At 70.7% G+C, this 25,497-nt stretch carries 21 protein-coding genes; 8 read left to right on the top strand and 13 right to left on the bottom strand.

All coding sequences use genetic code 11. The annotated features are described in order from the left end of the window. Positions 1–70: 70 nt before the first annotated feature. A complete protein-coding gene (locus ACG83_RS16785; protein ID WP_200931335.1) occupies positions 71–724 on the bottom strand; it encodes an SUMF1/EgtB/PvdO family nonheme iron enzyme in 654 nt (217 codons plus the stop codon). Between the two features lie 36 nt (positions 725–760). Beyond that, positions 761–1,567 carry a hypothetical protein gene (locus tag ACG83_RS16780; protein WP_054567089.1) on the bottom strand — a complete coding sequence of 269 codons (807 nt, stop codon included), beginning with the start codon at positions 1,565–1,567 and terminating at the stop codon, positions 761–763. Between the two features lie 163 nt (positions 1,568–1,730). On the opposite strand from ACG83_RS16780, the gene ACG83_RS16775 reads away from it, so the two are divergent. From ACG83_RS16775 to ACG83_RS46060, 5 genes are all read left to right on the top strand, one after another. Beyond that, positions 1,731–3,035: a CoA transferase gene (locus ACG83_RS16775; protein WP_054567088.1), complete on the top strand. Its 1,305-nt coding sequence runs from the start codon at positions 1,731–1,733 to the stop codon at positions 3,033–3,035. A gap of 368 nt (positions 3,036–3,403) precedes the next feature. Beyond that, positions 3,404–4,732: a wax ester/triacylglycerol synthase domain-containing protein gene (locus ACG83_RS16770; RefSeq protein ID WP_054567087.1), complete on the top strand. Its 1,329-nt coding sequence runs from the start codon at positions 3,404–3,406 to the stop codon at positions 4,730–4,732. Positions 4,733–4,860: 128 nt separating this feature from the next. Beyond that, positions 4,861–7,290: a wax ester/triacylglycerol synthase domain-containing protein gene (locus tag ACG83_RS16765; protein ID WP_083473293.1), complete on the top strand. Its 2,430-nt coding sequence runs from the start codon at positions 4,861–4,863 to the stop codon at positions 7,288–7,290. A gap of 85 nt (positions 7,291–7,375) precedes the next feature. Then, positions 7,376–8,263 carry a DMT family transporter gene (locus tag ACG83_RS16760; protein ID WP_054567302.1) on the top strand — a complete coding sequence of 296 codons (888 nt, stop codon included), beginning with the start codon at positions 7,376–7,378 and terminating at the stop codon, positions 8,261–8,263. A 350-nt stretch (positions 8,264–8,613) separates the two neighbouring features. After that, positions 8,614–8,781 carry a hypothetical protein gene (locus ACG83_RS46060; protein WP_200931326.1) on the top strand — a complete coding sequence of 56 codons (168 nt, stop codon included), beginning with the start codon at positions 8,614–8,616 and terminating at the stop codon, positions 8,779–8,781. Positions 8,782–8,888: 107 nt separating this feature from the next. On the opposite strand, the gene ACG83_RS16755 is transcribed toward ACG83_RS46060, so the two are convergent. From ACG83_RS16755 to ACG83_RS16740, 4 genes are all read right to left on the bottom strand, one after another. After that, entirely contained in the window at positions 8,889–9,188 is a 300-nt protein-coding gene (locus ACG83_RS16755) for a hypothetical protein (RefSeq protein WP_054567085.1), read from the bottom strand. Between the two features lie 630 nt (positions 9,189–9,818). Next, a complete protein-coding gene (locus ACG83_RS16750) occupies positions 9,819–10,847 on the bottom strand; it encodes an AIM24 family protein (protein WP_063793098.1) in 1,029 nt (342 codons plus the stop codon). 28 nt (positions 10,848–10,875) lie between these two features. After that, positions 10,876–11,553, bottom strand: a complete 678-nt coding sequence (locus ACG83_RS16745; RefSeq protein WP_054567084.1) for an AIM24 family protein — start codon at positions 11,551–11,553, stop codon at positions 10,876–10,878. Positions 11,554–11,679: 126 nt separating this feature from the next. Continuing rightward, entirely contained in the window at positions 11,680–13,386 is a 1,707-nt protein-coding gene (locus tag ACG83_RS16740; protein ID WP_054567300.1) for a TerD family protein, read from the bottom strand. A 280-nt stretch (positions 13,387–13,666) separates the two neighbouring features. On the opposite strand from ACG83_RS16740, the gene ACG83_RS16735 reads away from it, so the two are divergent. Next, a complete protein-coding gene (locus tag ACG83_RS16735; RefSeq protein ID WP_054567083.1) occupies positions 13,667–14,683 on the top strand; it encodes an aldo/keto reductase in 1,017 nt (338 codons plus the stop codon). Between the two features lie 187 nt (positions 14,684–14,870). Here the strand turns inward: ACG83_RS16735 and ACG83_RS16730 are convergent, their stop codons facing one another. The 4 genes from ACG83_RS16730 to fdhD form a co-directional block, all read right to left on the bottom strand. Continuing rightward, positions 14,871–15,521, bottom strand: a complete 651-nt coding sequence (locus ACG83_RS16730) for a hypothetical protein (protein WP_152991400.1) — start codon at positions 15,519–15,521, stop codon at positions 14,871–14,873. Between the two features lie 302 nt (positions 15,522–15,823). Beyond that, positions 15,824–16,831 (bottom strand): hypothetical protein, encoded by a 1,008-nt coding sequence (locus ACG83_RS16725; RefSeq protein ID WP_152991399.1) that lies wholly within the window; start codon positions 16,829–16,831, stop codon positions 15,824–15,826. A gap of 698 nt (positions 16,832–17,529) precedes the next feature. Further along, the gene (locus ACG83_RS16720) at positions 17,530–18,108 is read right to left on the bottom strand and encodes a hypothetical protein (protein ID WP_054567080.1); all 579 of its coding nucleotides are present in this window, start codon (positions 18,106–18,108) and stop codon (positions 17,530–17,532) included. 123 nt (positions 18,109–18,231) lie between these two features. Beyond that, entirely contained in the window at positions 18,232–19,092 is an 861-nt protein-coding gene (gene fdhD / locus ACG83_RS16715; protein ID WP_076831141.1) for a formate dehydrogenase accessory sulfurtransferase FdhD, read from the bottom strand. Positions 19,093–19,435: 343 nt separating this feature from the next. Between fdhD and ACG83_RS16710 the strand changes: the two genes are divergently transcribed. Beyond that, positions 19,436–20,215, top strand: a complete 780-nt coding sequence (locus ACG83_RS16710; protein WP_054567078.1) for a sporulation protein — start codon at positions 19,436–19,438, stop codon at positions 20,213–20,215. A 316-nt stretch (positions 20,216–20,531) separates the two neighbouring features. Next, entirely contained in the window at positions 20,532–20,738 is a 207-nt protein-coding gene (locus ACG83_RS16705) for a hypothetical protein (protein WP_054567077.1), read from the top strand. A gap of 109 nt (positions 20,739–20,847) precedes the next feature. Here ACG83_RS16705 and ACG83_RS16700 read toward each other — a convergent pair whose 3' ends face one another. The 3 genes from ACG83_RS16700 to ACG83_RS16690 form a co-directional block, all read right to left on the bottom strand. Next, entirely contained in the window at positions 20,848–21,273 is a 426-nt protein-coding gene (locus ACG83_RS16700; RefSeq protein ID WP_050795763.1) for a GNAT family N-acetyltransferase, read from the bottom strand. 111 nt (positions 21,274–21,384) lie between these two features. After that, positions 21,385–23,700 carry a prolyl oligopeptidase family serine peptidase gene (locus ACG83_RS16695; RefSeq protein WP_054567076.1) on the bottom strand — a complete coding sequence of 772 codons (2,316 nt, stop codon included), beginning with the start codon at positions 23,698–23,700 and terminating at the stop codon, positions 21,385–21,387. Further along, positions 23,701–25,482: an N-acetylglutaminylglutamine amidotransferase gene (locus ACG83_RS16690; RefSeq protein WP_054567075.1), complete on the bottom strand. Its 1,782-nt coding sequence runs from the start codon at positions 25,480–25,482 to the stop codon at positions 23,701–23,703. It lies immediately after the preceding gene. Positions 25,483–25,497 lie beyond the last annotated feature (15 nt).

The raw sequence follows: 25,497 nt of genomic DNA, 5'->3' as shown, positions 1-25,497 counted from the left end.
ACCAGCAACGTCGGCACCCCGACATGCTAGCCGTGACCCGCTGCCCGCCTGTGGGCACCGCCTGGGACCGTCAGCGCGGGACAGCCGTGCGCGCGAGGCGGAAGCCGACGTCATCGACCTGGAAGTCCGGATGGCCACGGCGCCGCACCGAAGCGCGGCAGCTCCAGTGCTCGTCGAACCATCCGCCGCCACGAAGCACCTTGTAGGAACCGTAGACCTCGGCGTCGTAGGTGTCCCAGCACCAGTCCCAGACATTGCCGAGCATGTCGTGAAGGCCCCATTCGTTGGGCGCCTTGCCGCCGACCTCGTGCGGGCGCTCGGCCGAGTTGCCGCGATACCAGGCGATCTCGTCGAGTGGTCCGTACCGTGGGCCGACCGACCCGGCCCGGCAGGCATGCTCCCATTCGGCCTCGGTGGGCAGCCGGTATCCCTCGGCGGATTCGTCCCATTCGACGTGACCATCACCGGCACGGATCACATAGGCGGGCGCCAGCCCCTCCCTGCACGAGAGTTCGTTGCAGAACCGTACGGCGCCCCACCAGGAGACGCCCTCGACCGGCAGCCGCCCGCCCCGAACAGCGCTCGGAAACTCGCCGACCACCTGGGTATACAACGCCTGGGTGACAGAGAACGCGGAAATGGAATACGGCGCGAGCTCGACCGTCCACGTCCGCCGTGTCCGCCGATCCGACAGGGTCACCTGCCCCGGCGGGATGACGACCATGGCGCCTTCCACGTCATAGTCCACAAGAAATTGATCTTACAGCGTGACGACGCAGGCAACAGGCCGCCGGGCTCCGGGCACTGGCGTTCCTGGCCGCTCGACGGTACCGCTACGGCTCAGCGCTCCGGCTCGTTCGCGGCCAGGTCGGCCGGGTCCAGGTGCAGCAGGTCGTCCGTGGTCGGTTCGGGCAGCTCCGCGACCCGCTGCGCCTGGTTCTCGGATCGACACCTTGATCGACACGCCGCGTTCCGCGAGCGCCGCGTGCCTACCTGGAGGCAGCAACGCGATCCAGCCGCTCTCCACCGTGGTCAGGCTGGCGCCGGCGAACGCCGTCACGAGGATCACCAGGCCGACGACGGCCACCGCCAGGTACGGCACGACCGCGTGGGCCCACAGCCGGACCGGTCGCTGGGACGCCGGTCGCCGGGACGGCACGGACGGCTCTTGGCCGCCCGGCCGCTCCGACACCTCCGATGGCCACTCCTCGTCGCGGTGCGGCGCGACGGCGGCCGCCAGGGCGACGAACAACGAGCTGAGCAGGAGCAGGATGTTCAGCGGCGCCGCCACCCGGGGTCCGTACGACCCCAGCAGGAGGTAGCCGACCTTCCCCTCGATGAGCGCGACGCTGCTGGCGAGCAGCAGGTAGAGCGCCCCACCGGGCGGTGCGCTCCGGAAGGAGACGAGCAGCACCACGACGGCGGCCACCACGAGATCACCGACCGAGGTGACGACGAGGAGATCCCTCGGGACGGGCGCACCGACGTTCTCATCGAGGTGCGGGAGAACGAGAGCGGCTCCCACGAACGCGAAGGATCCCACCACCGCGACGCAGTCCAGCAGCACCAGCAGCCGCCACCGCCGGGACGTCTGGGGGCGCCCCGGCCGGGGGCTCGGTGTGACGTCCGTGGGCCCGGCCCGGCGCCGGGCATCCGGATGTCCCGGCAGACCGCCGTCAGCGGAGCAGCTGGCGCGGATTCTCGGACCAGCGACCGACGCCCCACCGGCCGTGTTCCACTGCGATACTCCTCCGGTGACCGGTTCCTGGCTTTCCGCGACACTTCCGGTGCTGGGCCTGGCGACCGCCTCGGTCGAGGCGGTGCGGCTGGCTGCCGTCCGGGCCGGGGCGGCCGGGCCCGTCACCGACGCGGTCGTCGACCCCGAGCGCGTCGCCGCCGCCTTCGGCAGCGAACGGCTTTTCCGGGATGGCGACGCCCGCCCGGACGCGTTCGCACCACTGTCCGGCTTCTTCCGAACGCAGGACGGCTACCTGCGGACCCACGCGAACTATCCGCACCACCGCGACCGGCTGCTACGGATCCTCGGACTTGCCGACGCCGACCGGGAAGCAGCCGCGGCCGTGATCGCGACCCGCGCCGCGGCCGAGATCGAGGACGCCGCGGCGCAGGTCGGCGCCATCGCCGTCCGGGTCCGGACCGAGGCCGAATGGCGCTCCAGCGCCCCTGGCATGGCCGCTGCCACCGGGCCGCTCATCCGGACCACCGATCGTGACGACACGGTGGCCGGCGCGCCGTCCGCCCGGACATCGTCCGCCCGAACACCTTCCACGCGTGCGCCGGCAGGCGGGAAGCTGCCGCTGGCGGGGGTGCGGGTCCTCGACCTCACCCGCGTCCTCGCGGGGCCGGTGTGCGGCCGCACGCTCGCGCTGTTCGGTGCGGACGTGCTGCGCGTGGACCCACCGGTGCCCGCCGAGATCACCTGGCAGCATCTCGACACCGGCCAGGGCAAGCGCTCGGCGCTGCTGAACCTTCGTACCGACCTGCCGCGCGCCCAGGAGCTGCTCGACCAGGCCGACGTCCTGGTCACCGGCTACCGGCCGGGGGCCATCGAGGCCTTCGGCCTGCGGATACCTCCCGGGCTGGTCCGGGCCCGGATCAACGCCTGGGGCGACGCCGGGCCGTGGGCGGGGCGGCGCGGGTTCGACTCCATCGTCCAGGCCGCCGCGGGCATCTCGCTGATCGAGGGCCACGACGGGGTCACCCCCGGCGCCCTGCCCGCGCAGGCGCTGGACCACGCCACGGGCTACTTCCTCGCGGCGGCGGTCATCGACGCGCTGGCGGCCCGCGCCATCGACGGCCGGGGCCGCGACGTCGCCGCCTCCCTCGCGCGCACCGCCACCTGGCTGCTCGACGCCCCGGGGCGCGACCCGCGCCATCCGGCGGCGACCACGCCCACCGACGCCGCGACGGTCACCCACGGCCGGCTGACCACCGCGCGCCCGGCGATTCCCGGCTTCGACGACCACGCCTTCCCGTCCCGTCCCTGGGGCCGCGACGAGCCCGCCTTCGGCTGACGTCGAGCGGCGGGACCGCGGCGCGCCCCGAGACCAGCACCGACCGAAGCCGGCCGTCGCGATCCGCCCCACATCCGACGCGGACGTCGTCACCACACAGCCCGACCCGGTGTGGGCCGCACACACCCGTACCGGGTTCTGACCGGCCACCGGCCGCCCGACGAGGGTTCTGGCCCGCGGGCCGACCATTCGACCGCCCGGGATGCCTGGTCGGTTCGGCACTTTCGGGCGGTTTGCCGGTTGTTTTCCGCGGGTGTTCCTGTTCGGGTGCGTATACGCTGACCCGCCAGGCTGGACGGACCACTCGGAACCGGCGTCGACCCGGTCATCCGTCGAGGTTCGCGGCATGACGCCGATCGGAGCTGCTCATGACTCAGACATTCGTCGACGGCGTCCCGCGAACCTCGCCGGCGACCAGACCCCCGCTGACCAGACCCCCGCTGCGCCCCCTGACCAGCGGTGATCGTGCGTTCCTGCATTTCAGTCGGCTCAACCCCGGGGAGCGGCTCGAGGCCGGGGTCGTGCTGTGCGTCGACGACCCGACGCTGACCGTCCACGAACTGCGCGCGCACGTGGCGACGCGGCTGGCCGAGGCTCCGGCCCTCACCGAACGGCTGTCCCCACCGACCGGGCGATCGGCGGCCGGTGTCGGCTGGCAGCTCGACCACGAGCCCAGCCTCGGGTATCACGTCAGCGTCGAGGAACTGCCCGCCGGCAGCGGGCAGGACGGCCTGCGGGAGGCGATGGACCGCATCGCCGCCCGGCCCCTCGACCTCAACCGCCCGCTCTGGCGGATCTGGCTGCTGCGCGGGCACCGTCCCGACGGGGTCGAGGTCGTCTACCGCTTCAGCCACATCCACCAGGACGGCGCCGCCCTGCACCAGGCACTGCACCTGCTGTTCGGGCTCGACCGCGAACCGGCGCTGCGGAACCTGCCCACCTTCGGCGCCCCCACCCGACGCGACTACGCCCGGATGGCGTCCGGGCTGCTCCGCGGCATCCCCCGTACCCGGCAGCTCACCTCCTGGGGCGGCCCGCCGCACGGCGGGGCCCGGCACACCTGGGCGATCGCCGAGCTCGACAGACTGCGCCGCATCGCGCGCCGCAACTCCGCGACCGTGAACGACGTCTATCTCGCGGCCGTCGCCGGTGCCCTGCGCACCTGGTCACGAACGGAATGGACCCGGTACGGGCGTCCCGTCCACGCGGTGATGCCGATCAGCCTGCGCACCCCGGCCGAGCAGGAGATCCTCTCGAACTTCACGTTCGGGGTACGGATACCGCTGCCCTGCGCGGAACCCGACCCGCGCCGCCGGCTGGCCCGGGTCGCCGCGCAGACCCGGCGGATCAAGGCAGGCGGGCGGATGGGCACGATCGAGCGGCGGATTCTGGACCGGGTGCCGCCGAACGCCTCCCCTCGCATGCTCGCCGGGGTCGCCGCCTCCGGATCACGCGCGCACGAGGTCGCTCTGGTCGCGAGCAACACCGGAACGATGCGCGGCCCGTACGTGATCGCGGGGCGACAGGTCCGCATGCTGATCGGTATGCCCCCGCTGTTCGTCGGCCGGCAGCACCTGTCGGTGGCACTGTTCGGTCTCGACGCGCACGTGTGCGCCGCGTTCACGGCCAGCGCCAGCGTGCCGCGCCACGCCGAGCTCGCCGACCGCTGGCTCGCCGAGCTCGCCGCCCTCGACTGACGGGCGCTGCCGGGTCGGCGTAGGAGGGCTGGGCCGACCGGCTCCGCCGCTCACTGGATCGAAGGTCTGCACACACCTGGCGTGACCAGTGCCGATTCGGGGCACTGTGCGTGGCAGGGGGACGTGATATGAGCCGTCGAGCGCTGAGCACACCGGACCGCGCACACGTCACCGCCTCGCCCGCGGGCGGGCCGTGGCCGTCGCCGCAACGTCCGGAACCAGCCGTGGAGCGGGCGCCGCGACGGCGACGGCACGAACACCCGACCGAGCACGGACATCCGACCGAGCACGAACACCCGTCCGGGCAGGCCCGCTTCGCCGGGCGGGGCGTCGACGCGGTGTGTCAGATCGCGATCGGGCTGGCGATCTTCGGCGTCTACCTGGGTGTGGCGCACGGCCTGGCGGTCTCCCGGTCCGCCGCGGACGCGCGAGGAGCGGACCTGCTCGCCGCGGAACGCTGGCTGCACATCGCCGCGACGGAGCCGCTCAACAACGCGCTGCGCGGACACACGGCGCTGGAGATCCTGGCGGCCTGGGAGTACGCCACCACCTACATCATCACGACCTTCGGCCTGCTCGGCGTGTTGTGGGCGCGAGCCGACCCGACGTACCGCTGGGCCCGTGACAGCCTGGCGGTCACGACCCTGCTCGGCGTCGCCTGCTTCGCGCTGTGGCCGACCACTCCCCCACGGCTGCTGCCCGGGGAGCGATTCGTCGACATCGTCGCGATCCACCATCCGCCGCTGTCGTGGGGAGGTGGGCCGGTGTCGGCGGGGGCGAACCAGTTCGCGGCGATGCCGAGCCTGCACGTGGCCTGGGCGGTGTGGATGGTGGTGGCCTCGATGCGCGCGCGGCGGGTCGGCCCGGCCGGCCGGGCGTTCGGCGCGGCCCATCTGGGCGTGACGATGCTGGTGGTCCTCGCGACGGCGAACCACTACGTGCTCGACCTGGTCGCGGGTGGCGCGGCCGTGGCGGTCGCCGCGCCGGTCGCCGGCGGGATGGGCCGGCGGGCCACCGCGAGCGGCACCCGGCGGGTGGCCGCGGCCGACGAACTGTTCCTCCATGTGCAGACCGCCACCAACCCCCAGTACGTCGGCGGGGTGGCGGTGCTCGACACCTCCCTCGGAGCACCACCGACCCTGGACGCACTGCGGCGGCACGTGGCGGCACGGCTGTCGGCGATGTCCCGCCTCACCCGGCGGGTGGTGCCGGCGGGCCGGCTGCGTCACCACCGCTGGGCGAGCGACGGCGACATCGATCTGTCCTGGCATGTGCGCGAGACGCACCTGCCCGCACCCGGGGGGCAGGCCGCCCTCGACGGCCTGGTCGCCAGGCTGAGCGTGACGCCGCTCGACCCGGACCGCCCGCCCTGGCGGATCTGGCTGGTCCGCGGCCTGGGCGCGCATCGGGTGGCGGTCGTGGTCATCGTCCACCATGCGGTGGCGGACGGACTCGGCGTCGTGGCGCTGCTGCGCCACCTCCTGGACCTGCCCTCCCCACCGGACCCGCACCGCCCGCAGGACCTGCACCCGCCGCCCGACCTGCATGCTCCGACCGACCCGCACCTGCCAGCCAACCTGCACGGCCCGACCGACCTGCGCTCCCCGACCAACCTGCACCCGCCGGCCGACAGCGTCACCACCAGCCCGGGCGGGCCGGCCCCGGGACCGGGGCGGGCCCGACGGCTGGCCCGGGTCGCGCGCACACCCGTCACCCGACCAGCCACTGTCGTGAGTGGGCTGGTGAGCCTCGCCCGTGACGGTGCCGCGCCGCCGATGACGCTGTCCGGTCCGCTCGGCAGGTCACGCGCCTACCTCACGACCTCCTGGTCGCTTCCCGCGGTTCGGTCCTGTGCCCACCGGCTCGAGGTGACGGTGACCGATCTGCTGTTGGCCGCGGTCGGATCCGCTGCCACGGCGGCCGTGGCGGCGGCCGGCGAGGAGCCGTCCGGACAGGTGCTGCGCGCAGCCGTCCCCGTGACCATGCGCATGCCCGGTTCGAATCAGCATGGCGTTCCCCGCGGCCCCGGCAATCTGACCGCGGCACTGCGCCTTGACGTGCCACTCGGGCCGATGCCGCCGGACCGGCGCGCCGAGCAGATCACCCGCCGCGCGCGGGGCCGAAGGGCGTCGGGACGCCTGCCGGCGAGCGCCGCGGCCCTGCGCCTCATGGGGGCGCTGCCGGCTCCGCTGCACCGGGCGGCGGCCCGCTCGGTCTACCGCGCACGGTTCTTCACCGCGATCGTGTCGAACATGCGCGGGGCGCCACGGCCGTTGGAGCTGCTCGGGTGCCCGTTGCGGGACGTCTTCCCGATCGTCCCGCTCGCCGCGCAGGTACCGCTCTCGGTGGGTGCGCTCGGCTGGAACGACCGCTACTGCGTCGCCGCGACAGTCGATCCCGCCCGGCTCGACCCGGTGCTCTTCGGGACGGCGCTGCGGGCAGCGCTGGCCGAGCTGACATCACCGGAGCTGACATCACCGGAACTGACGTCGGCGGAACTGACCGGCCGTGCCCGGACGTCGCCACCTCCCGGGCGGCCACTGGCCCGATCAGCCTGAACCGGCCGCGACACCCACCTGTCCGTCTGTGACAATTCCGATCACGTGATCTTGCCTGTCCGGTTGCCATCCTGGGTGGGTGACCATGCCCGCTGTCGTCCCCGTCGCTCTTCTCGCCGCGTTCCTGCTCGCCTCGTCGGCCGCGCTGCAGCAACGCGCCGCCGGCCGCAGCAGCTTCGCGACCCGCGCCGACAGCGCGCACGCCGTGCCCGGCATCGGGCTGCTGGCCGAGCTCGTCCGGGACAGGCTGTGGGTGCTGGGCTGGCTGGCGAACATCAGCGGCTTCTGCGTCCAGGCGGCGGCGCTGCACCTGGGGTCGGTCGCCGAGGTACAGCCGCTGATGGTCTGCCAGCTGCTGTTCGCGCTTCCCCTCGGCCTGATCGGCACCGGGCGGCGGATGTCCCCGAGTGCCTGGTGGGGTGCGGCGGGCATCTGCGGTGGCCTGGCCGCGCTGCTGTCGGCGCGGGGCGACCTGCCCGCCTCGGGCGGCATCGACGAGACGCGCCTGGTCGCGGCGATCGCGGCGACGGTGGCACTGGCCGGCCTGCTGGTCGTGATCTCACTCGGCCGGCCGCCGGCCGCCCGCGCGGGCCTGTTCGGCGTCGCGGCGGGGCTGTTCTACGCCCTGACCGCGGTGCTGATGAAGGAGACCACGGAACTGCTCCTCACCGACGGCATCCTGCATACGGCGATCAGCTGGGAGGGCTATGCGCTCGCCGCGGCGACGGCGAGCAGCCTGCTGCTCGGGCAGGCCGCCTACGCGAGCGGGCCGCTCGCACCGACGATCACGGCGATGAACATCACCAACCCGGTGATCTCCTATGTGCTGGCGGTTCTGCTCTACGGCGTTCCCGTACCGAGCACCGCCGGGCAGCTGGCGGGCGTCACGCTCGGCGCCACACTGATCACCGCCGGGGTCGTCCTGCTCGCCCGAACCCCCACGCTGCCGAGGGCCGGCAGCCAGCTGCCCTGACATCCGCCAACCGACCGAGATCCTCCACGGCCCAGACCCGGCCCACCGGCCGGATCAACATATGCCGCGCCTGCCATTTCACGCCGAAACAGATCGCCGGTACACGCTCTCGGTTTGATCAGCAGGCCGACCGTATCCGTTCTCTCGCCAGGAGCGATCACGACTCGCACTCCCTGGCGATCTCTCGCACCAGACGAGGGCAGTCATCCCGCATCACGCGGGCGAGAACCGGCACCCGTAACCGGCGAGCACTCACCACGTAACACCGCATACATCATTTCATGCAACAGTGAGGCATCCGGACATCCAGCCGGACATCCGTTCCCTTGACCCCTCACGGTGGTGATCTCGTGGTTGATATCGTGTCGCTGACGGCCTCTGTCAACGGCATCCCGACAGTGGCGGAGACCGACGCGATATTGGCGGAGCTTCGCCAGATGCCACGGACCGTGCAGAACACGTCGCTTATGGATGACCTTCTGGAGTTTCGGTCGCTGCTCACAGCGGCGACCGAATGATCGGGTCTCCTGGCGGGTGTGCCGGCCAGGCACGTGGGGAGAGGCGGGGAGGCAGAGTTCCCGCCCATGAACTCCCCTCCGCACCTGGCCGGTTGTAAGCAGGGTTGTTACTGGTCGCCGAAGCGCTGCCCCTCCTGGCCCTGGTCCCCACCGAAGCGCTCACCGGACTGTCCGCCCTGGGCGCCTACGCCGACGAGCTCCCGCAGCCGGTTCTCGACATACCGCTCGCTGTGGTGGGTCTTGTCGGCGATCCGGGCGATGAGGTCGTTGATGCCCGTCGCCGAATCAACGTCAGAGGTGCTGACCTGACCGAACTGGTCGAGCAGCCGGTAGCGAAGCTGCCGCCAGTTCTGGCGCAGCTGCCGCTCGATCTGCTGACGCTGCTGCTGCTGCTCCTGCTGAGTCATTTCAAAGAGCCCTTCCGACGCGATGGAATTTTACGAGGTGTTGACGCGGGGGGAACACTACCTGCCTCCCCGTGGAATGCAGCCCAGGTCACCGAACCAGCGTGGCTGCAATCAGTCTCACCAATACCTCAGATCGGGCAAGAGGAAAACGGTGCACACACCGGGATGATTTCTTTCCGGCGATGTGGATCCGGAACCTGCCGGTGATCAACCGGGCCGGTCGCTCCGGGGCAGAGGCCGGGAACTCGCGCAGTTCCGGCCGCGGACATGGTCACCGGCAGATGATCGATGGAATCGTTGCCGGACCTGGGCCGGGACGCCGTGGCGGGACACGTCCCGGCCCGGTAGGACGTCCCGGCCCGGTAGGACGTCCCGGCCGAGCCGGTCGACTACGGGCTGCTCCGGAGCCGGCAGCGTGACGACGTCCGGAGGACGGATGCGGGCTCAGCCGCAGCCACGGGCGGACACCCCGCCACGGGTGGGCACCAGAGTGCCCACCCGGAACGGACGGCGCTGGGGGGGCGTCAGCCCACGCCGCGGCCGTCCCGCACAGCCCGCGGGCACCCGACAGGCCGGGTGGATCGTCTCTCCCCCGGGCCGCCCACCCGAAAGGGCCAGGGACCTGGCTGGCTAGTGCCGGCCCGGGTTGCCGCCGAACAGGCCGCCGAACCCACCCGGACCGCCGCCGAAGCCGCCGAGGCCACCGAAGCCGCCGCCGTGGCCGCCTCCGTGGCCTCCGCCGTGACCGCCCAGCTGGTTGCCGGCGAACCCGCCCTGACCGAGACCGAACTGCCCGGCGAGGCCCGAACCGGCCAGCGCGTCATAGGGCGGGAGCAGCTCACACGGCTGGACGATCACGTAGCCCTCGCCGCTGAACTGCAGCTGCCAGCTCTCCCCGGTGTTGCCCCGCGGCTTCCAGGCCGCGCTGGAGGTGACCGCTGCCTGCATCGAGACCTGCAGGCTCGACGACCAGCCGACCACGGCGTCCGCGTCCGCGAAGTAGTAGTTCTGCGAGGTCACCCGCATCACCAGCGGGGCCCCGGTGGTGCACACCACCACCTGGCCGTCGCCGCGCAGGTCGACCTGGTAGTTGCCGACACCGGCGATCCCGACCTGGCTGTCGATTCGGACGAGGTCCCAGTTCAGCGCCTTGTCGAAGGCGAGCACGTTCTTGCCGTCCACGGTCAGCCCGTCGCCGGCGAGATCGAGGATGTGGATGTCCTGCGCCTGGTTGGCGAGGTAGACCGTGCCGGAGCCGGCGACCTTCATCAGGTTCAGGCCCTCGCCGCCGCTGAAGAAGCTGCGGAACCGCGAGCCCCAGCCCTCCCAGTGGGCGTCGAAGGTCGCCGCACCCTGGTAGGCGACCATGGCGCCACGCCGGGCGTAGAACCCACGCATGCCCTGGGCGCCGAGGGTCGCCTTGAGCATCTTGCCGTTCTGCAGCGTGAACCGCTCGTTGCTGTTGACCTCGGGGTTGTCGAGCAGGCTGCTGCGGATGCCACCACCCGGCCCGCCAGGACCACCCGCGCCTGGCGGCATTCCCCCGGGCGGGTAGCCACCGGGCACACCCGGGCCGGGCGGGTAGCCGCCGGGCATCCCCCCTGGCATCCCACCGGGGTTACCGCCCGGGTGACCGCCGTACATCCCGCCGTGCGTCATGATCAGATCCTCTCACCCACGCCGACGGTCAGCCCCGCACCGAGAAACTCGGGCGCTCGTCCTCGCTCGGTTGCACCACGACGAACCCCTGACCGGAGAAGCCCAGCTGGAACGCCTCGCCCGAGCCACGCCCGATCAGGCCACCGAGGCGGGCGGTGCGCCGTGGCTCCACCCGCAGGCCGTCGGTGTAGGCGACGAGCGCGTCGGTGTCGACGAAGGTGGCCGCCTCCCGGGTGTCCAGCATGATCGGGTTGCCCTTGGCCGTCAGCGCCACCCAGCCGTGGCCGCGCACCACGACGTTGAACATCCCCATGCCCGAGAGCATGTTGACGCCCTTGACCCGTTCGATGCCCCACTGCAGGCCGGCGTCGAAGGCCAGGATGTTCTTGCCGTTGATCGACAGGCCCTCGCCGGCGAGCTGGACGACGATGACCTCCTTGCCGTAGTCGGCCAGGTAGAGCAGGCCCTGGCCGGTGGCGGTCATCAGCGGCACGCCCTCGCCGGTCGCCCAGGACGACGCGATCCGGCCGAGCTGCGGCGGCTGCGGGTTGAAGTCGATGAGGCCCTCGTAGGCGATCATCGAGCCGACCCTCGCGAAGAGGTCCTGGCCCGGCATCATGACCACCTTGGCGATCTTGGATCCGTGCTTGCTCATCCGATCCATGACCGGCGTCGGACCGTAGTGGTCCATCAGGCTGCCCTGCACGGCACGCTCCCCTCTGCCCGTCCGCCCACTGCCCGTCCGCCCACTGCCCGTCCACGCCCCGGGCCGTCGGGCCACGCCACGCGACTCATGTCAGACCTCGCACGCATGTCAGACGTCGGACGCATGTCAGACCTCGTAGGGCTGGACGACGACGAAGTGACCCGCGAACCCCATGAACTGCAGCGCGAACGACTCCCCGCTGGCCCCCGCGTAGATCGTGCGGGAGACGCGCACCTGGGTCGACACGCTCACCCGCATGCCGGACGTCCAGGCCACCAGCGCGTTCATGTCCGCGAACGTCGGCCCGGCGACGTTCAGGGTCATCGGTGTGCCCTTGGTCATCACGACCACCGAGCCCGGCCCGGAGACCTCGAAGTGGAAGAAACCGCCACCCGGGATGCCGGGGCTCTCGATCCGGCGGACCTCGGAGCGCACGGTGGCGTCCATGGCCAGCAGGTTCTTCGAGTTGATGCACAGCGACGAGTTACCGAGATCGACGATATGCAGGTCCGCGGCATCCCGCGCGAGGAAGACCTCACCGTTGCCCCGGCAGGTCATGAGCTTGAGCCCCTGCCCGGTGAGCTTCTCCTCGATCAGGCCGCGCAGGCCCCCGCTCTTGTAGTCGAACTCGACGTTGCCCTGGTAGGCGACCATCGAGCCGCGCAGGGCGAGCGCGTCCGGCCCGAGGGTCACCTTGACCAGCTTGCCGTTCTGCTGCGTCCAACGGCCCGCCGTCGGCACCTCGCGGTACGGGTTGAGGCTGTTCATGGCGCCCGGCTGGATGGGCTGGGCCTGGGACGGCAGGTAGGGCACCGGCCCGGGGAACCCGGCCGGCGGGTGCGGCTGGCCGCCCGGGCCGGCTCCGTAGCCTCCCGGCACGGGACCACCGAACCCACCCGGCCCGCCGGGGCCACCGTGCCCTCCGGGCATCTGCTGGCCTGGCATCTGCTGGCCGGGCATCCCCGGACCGGGAGCGCCGTGGCCGTGGCCGGGGCCGCCGGGCATCCCTGGTGGGGCGGGCGGCGCCGCGGGCGGCTGGGCGTACCCCTGGTGGGCGCCGCCGGCCTGGCCGTACGCAGGCTGTGGCTGCGGTTGCGACTGCCCGTAGCCCTGGTTGTAGGCCGGTTGCGGCTGCCCGTGACCCGGAACGGGAGCCGAGGGCGGCGGGGGCGCGTTGTAGGCGGGCGCGGGAGCCGGCTTGGTCTGCGAGACGGGGGCGGGCGGCGCGCCGAACCCGGGGGCGCCGCCGGGGCCCGCGCCGGGCGGCGGCGCGAAGGACGGAGCACCCGGCGGGGGCGCCGCCGGCTCGTCCTCCACCTCGCCGCCGTAGCTGCGGATCAGCTCCGCGAGGCCCCCGCGGAAGCCCTGGCCGACCGCGGCGACGCGCCAGACTCCCTTGCGGTAGACATCGCCGATCATGATCGCGCGCTCGTCCGAGAAGTCCGCGCCGGTGAAGGAGTAGCGCAGCACCTCGGTACCACCGGCGACGATCCGCAGGTAGCCGGAGGTGATCTGGGCGGCGCTGCCCGCTCCGTCGAGCGCGGCGCAGAAGGCCAGCTTGTGGACGGCCGCCGGGACCTGGTCCAGTGTGATCCGGAACGACTGGGTGTCACCGGACTGCGCGCCGAGCAGCTGGATCGAGGACTCGGGCGACTTCGGCTGGTTGAAGAAGATGAAGTAGCGGTCGTCAGAAAGCCGGTCGGCAGCGTCCAGGCCGAAGCAGGACACGTCCCATTCACCCGGCGCGTTGATCTGGATCCCGATGTACAGATCGGTGCCAGCGGTGATCGCCGACAGCTGGGACTTCTGCCCTCGACTGAACTGCGTTACCACCGCGCTCCCTCCCATCGGCGTACCGGCCCACCGCGGCACGAGCCGCACTAACCGGACTGTCCGGGAAACTAGCAGCCCGGGCCGCCGGTGGCAGGACCAGCATCCTGCCCGGTCCTGTCAGACCCCGGACATCGCCCACGCCGTACGCCGGCCCGGCAGGCGTACGCCGGCCCGGCAGGCGTACGCCGGCCCGGCAACATATGGGACGGGCCACCGCAGGATCCGCCGATGTTCCCGGCTCCCCTCGCCCTCGGCGCGCCGGTGGCGTTGACTGGTTGCCATGCGCTATGTGGATGTCGTCTCCACAACGAAGAAGATCTCCAAGATCGGGCTGGGCACGTGGCAGTTCGGCTCGCGCGAATGGGGCTACGGCTCTTCCTACGCGCAGACGGACGCGGTGCTGATCGTCCGGCGTGCCCTCGAGCTCGGCGTGACGCTGTTCGACACGGCCGAGATGTATGCCTTCGGGCGAAGCGAGCGCATCCTCGGCGACGCGCTCGCCGAGGCCGCGGCGCTGGGCTGGGAGACGTCCACCGCGGTGCGGCCGGAGGAGGCGTTCGTCGCCACCAAGATCTTCCCGGTGCTCCCGGTGGCTCCGGTGGTCGAGCAGCGCGCCATCGCCAGCGCGAACCGCCTCGGCGTGCGCACGATCGACCTGTATCAGGTGCACCAGCCCAACCCCGTCATCCGGGACGGCACGACCATGCGCGGGATGGCCTCGCTGCGCCAGGTCGGCGTCGTGGACGAGGTCGGCGTCAGCAACTACTCCCTGGAGCGCTGGCGCGCCGCGGAGACCGCGCTGGGCAGCCGGGTGCTGTCCAACCAGGTCCAGTACAGCCTGGTCCGCCGCCAGCCCGAACGCGATCTGATCCCGTTCGCGCGCCGCGAGGGCCGTCTGATCATCGCCTACAGCCCGCTGGCGCAGGGGCTGCTCTCCGGGCGCTACGACGTGACGAACCGCCCGCGCGGGGCGGTGCGCAAGGCCAACCCGCTGTTCCTCACCGAGAACCTGGCTCGTCTCACGCCGCTGCTCGACGTCCTGCGCGAGGTGGCGTCCGGGCACGACGCGACCGTCGCCCAGATCGCCCTGGCCTGGGCTGTTCACCACCCGAACGTCGTCGCGATCCCGGGTGCGTCCAGCGTCGCCCAGCTGGAGAGCAACGCGGCGGCGGCGGAGATCACGCTGGCCGACGGCGAGTACGACGCGCTGACCTCCGCGGCAGAGAACTTCTCACCGCTCACCGGCCCCACCTCGTGGGCGGCGATGGCCGCGGAACGGGTCGGCAACCGGACCTGACCCACCCAGGTTCCCGAGCCAGCCGCGGCCCTGGGACCGGTGCCCTCTCGGCCCGCGCAGCTGGCTATTTGCTGGCCCGGCGGCCGACCGTCATCGGCGGACGGGCCCATGCAGCGCGGTCCGGGCAGCTGGCGCACGGCCGCGGCGTCCGCCGGGCCGCGACCCCTCGGGATCACGTTCCGAAGGGCTAATACGTGCCAGCGCTCAGCGAGGCATGAACGACGCGCATCACCTCGGTGGCATCGCATGGAGACCGACGCAGTATTCCCGGCGCCATGTCAGCAGGGCCGAGGAAGCAGTCCTTGAAATCACCGCGGCGGTGGCCGGACACCACGGTCGCGGCGACCGACGGCCCGCACGGTTCGGAGGTGTGGAAAACCCCGGCCGGCAGCAGGTAGAAGGTGCCCCCATCGACACGCCGTTCCTCGACAACGCACTCGGTCACAAAGTCCACGGTCTGTGTGACAACATCCGACAGCCCGTCGCTTGCTACCTCGAAGACGCGCTGCAGCGCCTCGGCGCCTCGGTCGATTCGGTCGATTCGATGCACCCGGTTGACCAGCGAGCCGGTCAGCACGAAGCTACGAAGGTCCCAGCTGTGGGAATGAACCGTCGACACCTTCTTTCCGTCCGGCGCCTCCGGCCAGAGGTGGAGACAGAGGCCCGAATGGTTGTCACGGAGCAGCGAGATACATACAAAACCGAGCGGATGCCTCGACGGACGGTATTCGGCCGACCCGTCGAGTAGGCACTCCAGAAAGTTCGCCGCACGACAACGCAACGCGTCACTATCACTCGCATCAAAAGCTTGGCAGATGTCACTGACGAGACTATTCATATGGATTCCTGTCGTGGAGCGCCCGAGCGACTATATCATCGATGTCGGCATCCCCGAAGTCAGCCGTTAGATCAGGACCAAGGTTCTCGAAAAGATGGCACACCTGCGCCGTCGTCGGCTCGCTGCTTAAGCGGGAGATATCTTCCCGGACAATGGGAACCTGGCGCACCCGCCGAGAACCTGACCCATACTCTCAGTAGTGCAACGTTATCCTCGGTGACATTGCCGGGCGACCGGGTTTCGATCAGACGGCACCTGGTCCCACCCCACCCGACCCGATGGCCGATTGCGCCAGCCGATGGTCATCGACCGGACCGCCCCCGCAACCCGTCCAGGTAGGTGGTGAACCCAGCCGTGTGGGAGACGTACTCAGCCCTCCACCGTTCCACGTCGTCCGTTGACACCGGACGCCCGGTGAGATCGCTTAGGTGATCGACAAGAAACTGATCGTCATGAGTCGAGTCGAAGCGAATCTTGTTGTTGGCGAGTTGGAATCTTCGAGCAATATCGAGCCGCAGCGTGAGATACATGAAGGACGACGCGCCGAAGCGGAATGACTCCGGCATCTCCTTGCCCCTGGAATTCGGGCCGTGGAACCACGACACGAACACGGCGTCATCGAAGATCTCGTACCGGTACACCGCCGTGTCCTCGGTGTATACCAGGTCGACGGGGCAGAACCTGCGATAGTCAAATAACGATACGATGGTCAGGATGAGTTCGGTCCGCAGTTGGTCCTCAAGCTGCGCCTGGGTCATCGAGCGGTAGCGGACCCAGGACTGCCGGTCAGCAGCACGGCGTGCTATCAGGACGTGGTCACCGGGGCTGAGTATCGATACGCGGACTTCCTGGGGAAAACTTCGCGCGCTTTTCAGCCTCGCTGCGATATAACGCCCTGCGGGGCCTCGAAACGCGTAGTAGGAGGACCCCTCCAGGCTAGCCATCATGTCGCTGTTGTACCGGTCTCCAAAAGAGGCCCCCGGGTCGAGGGGAGGGTACGAGCCCGATGGAAGGAAGAGGGTGTTCGTCCGCACCAGATCCTGCCGCAGCTCAAAGGATGCAGCCTTCATTCCCTCCTCGATACTTTCCGCGGCGGCACGCTCCTGTATCCGGTTGCTCAACATGGCGAAGATGACCGCGAAGATGACCGAGGCGATCAGACTGAGTCCGATCGACGACGATACCTGCTGCAGGTTGAGACTACTGTCGAGATAGACGAGAACTGCACCCAACGCAATAGTAAGCAAACACGCGAGAGAGTACGCGTACAGCTGCAACAGACGCCGGGTCCGCTGCGGATCTGCCGTCACTTTTGAGCCCCCCGGATACTCGGCTTACAAAATAGTCGAACGCTCGCTTCGTCGTTCCGGGACTGAGGCGGCTGGCAGGGCCTTCGATCAGGCGACGTCGATGGTTGTCGTCTGATCGCCGCGTTCTCGCCGGCCCGCATCCAGGTCATCTCATCGTGACAGTTCGTCGTGCTCCGATCGACTCCGCGGCTTCCCCGTGGGATCAGGGGGTCGGGCTCATCGACAGCGCTGGCGGCCTCGAGCTGCAACACCGATCGCCGCTTCAAACGGCCGCAGGTGACCGTTGGTCGACCAGGGAGAACCTCGACGTGGCTCGGCGGGGAGCGCAGCGTCAAAGTTGTCAGGTCAGCGGAACGAGGGGCTGCCCGCGTAACAGGCGTGGGAAGCTCCGCATGGCTCGGGGATCTCGCCCAGAAGCAACAGAGGGCCGCAGTGCGGTCGTCAGACAGACGGCTGCGGCGACCAGCATGCATACTTCTGCTTGGCACGTTCCAGCTCCCAGGTGTTCCGCAGAGCGAAGCGTAGTGCCGTATTCCGCGACGATACCCGCCAAGAGCGGAATTCACGAGGGGTCACAGAACTCCTGCCACGGCAGGGGTGCGGCTCGCTGCCGGACGTGCGATGGCGCCGTCCGCGTCCGGGCACCGGTGCTCGGACGCGGACGGGACGCGCTCCTGCGGTATCTCGCCCGCGCAGGCTCAGAAGGTCGTGCGGTCGTCGATGTCGCCGCCGTCGCGATGGGTGCCGTCGTCGGAGATGATGTGGAAAGGCGGGCAGACACCGGTGGAATGGTGCGCCGCCGCTTCCAGCGCCTTGCGGACCCGCTCCTCCGGCTCCTCGCCGATGGTGCTGTGCAGCGACCCGCGCGCATACTCCTCGCCGCAGCCGGCGGCATCGTAGTTGTCGACGGTCCGGCCAATCTGGTAGTCGGAATCGATCCGGTAGAGCTGACCCCGGATACCGACCAGGAACTGGCCGCCCGACTCGTTGCCGGCGTCGTTGCGCGCGTAGCCCCCCTCCCTCAGGCAGTCCCGGACGACCGAGACGAACTCGGTGGCCATGAAGCGGTCAAGGTCCCAGGTGTGAGGAACGGGCGGAACGAGGCTGTAACGCAGCAGCTGGCCCATCCGGAACGAATCCGTGAACCCCATGATGAACTCGCCGTTACGAAAGACCTTCGTGTCCGCACGGACCGTGATCGACCAGCCGGCGACGCCAGCACTGTCTCCCCCGATCACGACCCGTCCGTCGTGCTCCACACCGACGATGCAGGTCACGGTTGGAGATGTTATCGGGTGGTTCCGGCGGGCCGACCGGCCACCGCCGGCCAGCCTGTCATCGCCCGCCCATAATCCCATCGCACGACGGTTTTCCAACTTCCGGGCGGGCTGGCGAGCGGGCTAGCGGGCGGCGGCCACCGCGGGCAGGATCACCCGGTGCGCACCCGTGTACAGGTTCATCGACGATCCGCGGACGAAGCCGGCGAGAGTCATCCCGCACTCCTCCGCCAGGTCCACCGCGAGCGCGGACGGCGCCGACACGGCCGCCAGCACCGGGATGCCGGCGAGCAGCGCCTTCTGCACCAGTTCGAAGGACGCCCGGCCGCTCACCAGCAGCACATGGCCCCGCAGCGGCACCCGGCCCGCCCGGGCCGCCCAGCCGACGACCTTGTCGACCGCGTTGTGCCTCCCGACATCCTCACGCACCACCAGGACCTCACCGTCGACGTCCGCCAGGGCCGCGGCGTGCAGCCCGCCCGTCGCGGCGAACAGTCGCTGCGCACGGCGCAGACGTCCCGGCAGGTCGACCAGGACCTCGGCGGTGATCCGCACCGGGTCGGCGCCGATCTCGTAGCGCCCGCGCAGGCGGACCGCGTCGATGCTCGCCCGCCCGCACACCCCGCACGAACTGGTGGTGTAGAAGTTGCGCCGCAGGTCCACATCGGGCTCGGGCACGCCCGGCGCGAGTGTCACATCCAGCACGTTGTAGGTGAGGCGCCCCTCGTCGTCGACGGAACCCTCGCTGCCGGCGCAGTAGCGCATGCCCGCGATGTCGGCGGCGGTCGCGATCAGGCCCTCACCGAGCAGGAAGCCCATCGCGAGATCCATGTCGTCGCCGGGCGTCCGCATCGTGACGGCCAGCGGGTGCCCGCCCACCCGGATCTCCAGCGGTTCCTCCCCGACGATGGTGTCGGGTCGCGACGTCGGCTCCGTCCCCAGAGTCACCCGCATGACCCGACGTCGCGTTGTTGCTCGCCCCATAGGCTCACCGTCCTCCAGGTGGGTCGAGAAATCCACCATGTCGAGCCATCGGCGGCGTAGTTCACTGACTCCACGCGCCCACATCCCGACGCCCACGGACGATTCGACACACGACGTGTCGCACCCCGTCGCACCGTGTCGCACCGTGTCGCACCGTGTCGAGATGATTTCTCGTCAGGCGTATGGATTCCCGGCCAGCCCGGGGTGTCTGGTCCATGACCTGGCGCGATCAGGCGCCGCGTACCTGCTACAGCTATGTGATGGCATGGGACGCACCCGCCTGCGTTCCACCGGAGAACACATCCAGTGACAACCCATCCAGTGACAAGGGGACGGAACAGCCATGGGAATGAAGCGGTTCATGTCGCGGCTCGGTGTCGGCGCCGCCGAGGTGGAGACGGTGCTGGATCGTCCGGACGCACTGCCCGGTGCGGTGGTGACCGGGCTGACCACGATCACCGGTGGCTCGGTCGACCAGGAGATCGAACGGGTGCTCGTCGCGCTGGAGGCGACCGTCGAGGTCGAGACCGAGGACTCCACCTGGCACGAGCAGGTCACCTTCGGCACCCAGCAGATCGGCGGCGGGTTCGTGATCCGGCCCGGCGAGAAGCAGTCCGGCCGCTTCGAGCTGCCGGTGCCCTGGCAGACACCCATCACCGACGTCGCCGGCTGGCATCTGCACGGCATGAAGATCGGCGTGCGCACCACGCTGTCGATCCCCGGCGCACTCGACCCGGGTGACCTCGACCCGGTGGCCGTGCATCCGCTGCCGGTGCAGGAGACGGTGCTCGCCGCGCTCGGCGACCTCGGCTTCCACTTCCACTCCGCCGACGTCGAGAAAGGCCACGTGCACGGCTCGGACCTGCCCTTCTACCAGGAGATCGAGCTGAAGCCGTCCGGGGAGTACGCCAACCGGATCAAGGAACTGGAGGTCACCTTCCTCGTCGACGGCGCGGGCATGGACGTCGTGCTGGAGGCCGACCGCCGCGGTGGGCTGCTGCACTCCGGCGGCGACCAGCTCAGCCGCTTCCGGGTCGGCCACCACGACACCGACCGCCACGCCATGGCCGGCGCGCTGCACCAGCAGCTGCAGGCCCTCGGCGCCCGCCGCGGCTGGTTCTAGAACCGCGGCTGAATCCGGACCAGCGGCCGGATCTCGACATCTCGACCGGCGGCTGGATCTCAACCGGCGGCGATCCCGACCGGCCCGCCACAGCCACGACGCGCGGCGTCGAAGGCTGGCGCGCCGCAAGCAGGCAACAACCGCAAGCGGGCACCAGCAACCGGCGGCGGTGGACAGCAGCTACCAGCGGCCTGCAGCTGCAGGCGGACAGCAGCTGCAGGCGGACAACGACAGGGCCGGCGGGTTCAGCGCCGCTGGAGACAGGCGAGGACCGCCAGGACCCGCCGGTTGTCCGCCGGTCCAGCGGATCGACCCGGTGTACCGAGCCGACGAGCTCACCCACGACGTCCGGGTCGATCACCGTGCCGCCGGCGGCCAGCCGGTGCAGCGTCCGGCTGAGATGGTCGGGATGCAGGACCCGTTCCTTGAGCAGGTAGCCGGTCCCACGGGCGCCTGCGGCCAGCAGCCGGGTGGCGTACTCGGGCACGGCGAACTACGACGGGCTCGCCGGCCGGGTCGCTGACCTGGCGTCGGGGAAGGGCCACGGGGACCGCGTCCCCCACGAGAGGGCTCGGCCGACGAGCAGGGCAGACCCCAGCGATCTCGAAGGATCCCATCCCGCCTCACACCGCTCAAAGACGGCGGGCGAAGTGGAAGGACGGGATCGTGAAGCCGGTACGGAGGAAGAGCCGATGCGCGTCATGGCGGTGGGTGCCGGCGTCGAGGTGGATCTGCGCGCAGCCCAGGCGGCGCGCCTCGCGTTCGACCCAGGCGAGCAGCCGGGTGGCATGACCGCGCCCACGCATGTTCGGCATCGTCGTCAGGTCATCCACGAGCAGATGCCTGCCATAGGCCAGGGAACTGCTCTCCCGGAACCCGGCGGCCGCGACGACGCGGCCCGACTCACCGTCCCACGAGCCCACCAGCCGGTACCCCTGCGGCCGCTGTTCCTCGTTCACCAGCCGGACGAAACCGGCCGAAGTCAGGTGAGGCCGCAGCTGCCTCATGGGATCGAACGCGAGCCAGGTACGTTCGGCCTCCAGCTCCTCTATCTTCACATTACTCATTGTTACAGCTCCATCGCGCGATGTGTGGACGGGCTCCCCCACGAGGCGGGAGAAGCCCGGACACACCCCCGGTGGAGGCCCGGGTAGCCGCGACCGCGCGCCTCAGACCGCCTCGCCGAGGGTCTCCGGCACATCCGCGGTCACCAGGTGGGCTGCCACGAACTCCACCACGGCGCGAACGAAGGCGAGCCTGTTACCCCGCTCGGAGACCTCGTGCCCCTCTCCCGAAAAGAGCAGGTACTCACACGGCACCCCGCGAGCCCGCGCGGCGGCGACAGTCTGCTCGGCCTCGAACACCGGGACATTGGTGTCGTGGTCGCCGTGCACGACCATGAGCGGAGCCGCGAGTGCGTCCATCCGGTGCAATGGCGAGAGCGCCCGCAGGAGATCACGATCGGCAACCGGATCCCCGTACTTGGTGACGGCAGGTGCGGCGATCCACGGCTCGGTGTGCTGATAGAAGGTCTCCAGGTCCACCATGCCGCACACGTCGACGCCCACGGCGAACAGCTCGGGAAACCCGACGAGCGCGGCCAGCGTCAGGTAGCCGCCGTAGGAGCGGCCCGCCACCCCGATCCGGCCCGGGGCCGCCAGGCCCTCATCCACCAGATAGGTGACGGCGCTGGCGACGTCGGCGATTCCGGCGAACCGCCGCTCCAGGTGGTCGGCCTCCTCGAAGGACCGGCCGAACCCGGTCGAGCCCCGCACGTTCGGTGCGAAGACGGCGATGCCCCGTGCGAGCAGCGCGTGGAACAGCGGGTTCAGCACAGGGCGTTCCTGCGCCTCCGGGCCACCGTGGAAGTACAGCAGCGTCGGCACCGGGCCCGGGCCGACAGGCGGGCGATACCACCAGCCGCTCAGTTCCAGCCCGTCGTGGGCACCGAAGCGGTGGGAGATCGGGCGGACCAGCCGGTAGCCGACGGACTCGGCCGCCAACGCCGACCGGTCCAGCACACCGTCGACGGAGGCGGGCTCAACCGACGCGAGCTCAACCGTGGGGTAAGCCGTCGGTGTGTGGGAGACCAGACATCGGTAGGCGGGCCCCTCCGCCGCGTGTGTATCACCCGGAGCCAGGCCTTGGCCCTGCTCCGCTACTCCCGCCTGTGCCAGATCCAGCGTCCACACCTCACCGGGGGTGGTGGACCCCGCGAGTCCCAGGATCAGCGTGGATCCATCGGGGCTGCTCAGAAGGCGGGTGACCACCTCTCTCGGAGGCGACGGCAGGGTTCGGGTCACGTCGTTCGCGAGGTCGAACAGCACCAGCTCGCTGCGTCCGCCGACGTTCCAGCTCAGCACGGCCGTGGTCGGGTCGACCAGGATGAAGCGTTCCAGGTCGGCGTCGTCGCGCCCGATCAGCAGCCGCACCGAGCCAGGGGTGCCGTCGGGGCGCGGGATGACCTCCAGCAGGCCCGCCCGCTCCCGCCCCAGGTCGCTGGCGAGCAGCACGCTGGAACCGTCGGCGGTGAACGTGCCGGCGACGGTGGTGGCGGTGCCACCGGGAACCACGAAGCGGGCCGCCACCGCGGCCGAGGGCAGCAGCACCTCGGTGGCGGGCAGCAGCACCTCGGTAGCTGGCCCCGGCTGCTCGGACGCCGGTACGGTCGCGGCCACTGCTGGGGCAGCGACCGCGAAGTCGGGGACCGCGACCCGGCTCAGCAGGATCCGCCGAGCTCCACGCGGGCCCTCCCGCAGCAGCAACGACAACCGGCCGTCAGCGTCACCCGGACCTTGCGCTTCCTCGTGCACGGCGCAGACCTGCAGGGCCAGTCCGACCGCGAGGTGACGACGATGGCCCGACAGATCGACGGCGAGAGCATGGGTGAGGCCGGATCGGACGGATTCGGTGATCAGCAGAAGCCGGCCGCCCGCAACCCACCGGACCGCGGTCGCCGCCGACGGTTCCGCGGTGCCCGCCGCATGCCCGCCGGCCAGATGGCACAGGCCTGTGCCGTCGGGCCGGACCACGTGGACCTCGGTGCGTTCCCCGCCGCCTGGCGCTACGACCAGGGCGATCCACGTTCCGTCAGGAGACCACAACACGGACCGCACCTGGCCGGGGCCGGTGTCGACGGCCCGTTCGGTGCCGTCCCTCTCGCGGATCCACAGTGCGGGGATCCCGGTGCGGTCGCCGACGAAGGCAAGGGCACCGTCCGGGCCGGGCGACGCCCCGCGCACGCTCGGCGGCGCGGCCCATTCGTCGACCAGGTCACGTGGGCCGCAGCCGGGCCGCTGCCAGGGAAGGTCGGTCTCGGCGCCTGCCGTGGCCTGCCCGGGGCCCGCCGTTTGTCGCCCAGCACCAACCGCGAGCTGAGTGACCTCCGCCGCGTGCTGCGCGACGTCCACTGCGTCCTGCTCCGACCGCGGTGCGGCGGGCTGAAGCGGAATGCCGGTGGAGACCGACTCGACCGGACGGAGCATTCACACCCCCTGTGTCTGCAACCACATCTCCAGCAGGGCGGCCTGCCAGAGCGCGTTGGCTCCCAACGTTGTGCGGTTCGAGTTCGGCTCGGCGAGCATCGTCTCGATCCAGTCCTTGCGGAACAGCCCACGGGCCCGTGCGGCCGGGTCCGTCAGCGCGTCGGCCACCCGCTCCAGGAACGGGCCGTCGAGATGGCGGATGGCCGGGACCGGGAAGTATCCCTTCGGACGGTCGATGACGTCCACCGGCATCAACGGTCGGCTGAGGTCCTTGAGCACGCCCTTGCCGCCGGAGGCGAGCTTCAGCTCGGGCGGGCAGGCCGCGGCCAGCTCCACCAGCTCGTGGTCGAGGAACGGGGTGCGGGCCTCCAGACCGGCGGCCATGGTCATGTTGTCGACCCGCTTCACCGGGTCGTCGACCAGCATCACCGTGGAGTCGAGGCGCAGCGCGGCATCGACGGACGTCTCCGCACCCGGCTCGGCGAACCGTTCGGCGACGAGGTGGCGGCTCGCGTCGGCCTCGATGAGATGGTGCGCCTCGACCATCTCCGGCAGATCGGCGTGTGGGCGGTCGGCGAAGACCCTCAGATAGGCGTCCACGGCGTCGCCACGCGGTACCGCGGCCAGTGGCGGGTACCAGGCGTAGCCGGCGAACACCTCGTCCGCGCCCTGCCCGGACTGCACGACCTTGACGTGCCGGGCCACCTCCTGGGAGAGCAGGTAGAACGCGACGCAGTCGTGGCTGACCATCGGCTCACTCATCGCGGTGACGGCCGCGTCGATCGCCGGCAGCAGCCCGCTGCCGGGCACCCGGATCTGGTGATGGTCGGTGCCGAAGCGGCGGGCGATGATGTCCGAATAGTGGAACTCGTCCCCGGACTCGCCACCGACGTCCTCGAAACCGACGCTGAACGTGGCCAGGTCACGCTGTCCGGCCTCGGCGAGCAGAGCGACGATGAGACTGGAGTCGAGCCCGCCGGAGAGCAGCACGCCGACCGGCACATCCGCGACCATGCGCCGGCGCACGGCGATGCGCAGCCGTTCACCGATCGCGTCCTGCCAGTCCCGCGCCGTCCAGGCGGCGTGCTCCGGGCGGCGGGTGAAGTCGGGGCGCCAGTACACCTCGTCGCGAGTGGTGCCGTCCGCCTCGACGATCCGGATGGTGGCCTGCGGGAGTTTGCGGACGTCCGTGAGGATGGTGTGCGGCGGCGGCACCACGGCGTGGAACGACAGGTAGTGGTGGAAGGCGACCAGGTCGATGTCGGAGGACACCTCGCCGCCGGCGAGCAGGGCCGGCAGGCTGGAGGCGAACCGCAGTCGGCGCGCGTCCCGCGTCACGTAGAGCGGTTTGATCCCGAGCCGGTCGCGGGCGAGGACCAGCCGGCCGGTGTCGCGCTCGTAGACGGCGAAGGCGAACATGCCGGCGAAGTGGTCGACGCAGCGGGCGCCCCAGTGGTGGTAGGCCTTGAGGATCACCTCCGTGTCGGAGGTGGAGAAGAAGCCGTACCCGGCGTCGACCAGCCGGTCGCGCAGCTCCTGGTAGTTGTAGATGCAGCCGTTGAACACCGCCGTGAGCCCGAGCGCGGTGTCGACCATGGGCTGGGCGCCCCGCTCGGAAAGATCGATGATCTTCAGTCGGCGGTGACCGAAGGCCACCGGGCCCGCCGACCAGGTGCCGACCCCGTCCGGGCCGCGCGCGACCATCGCGGCGGTCATCCGCCCCACCGCGGCGACGTCCGCCCCGCGGCCGTCGAACCTCAGCTCACCGCTCAGCCCGCACATGTTCCAGCTCCCGTC

The organism is Frankia sp. R43 (genome assembly GCF_001306465.1).
GTDB lineage: Bacteria > Actinomycetota > Actinomycetes > Frankiales > Frankiaceae > Parafrankia > Parafrankia irregularis.
Note: the sequence above shows the minus strand (reverse complement) of the source record. Positions and strands in the feature narration are given on the sequence as shown.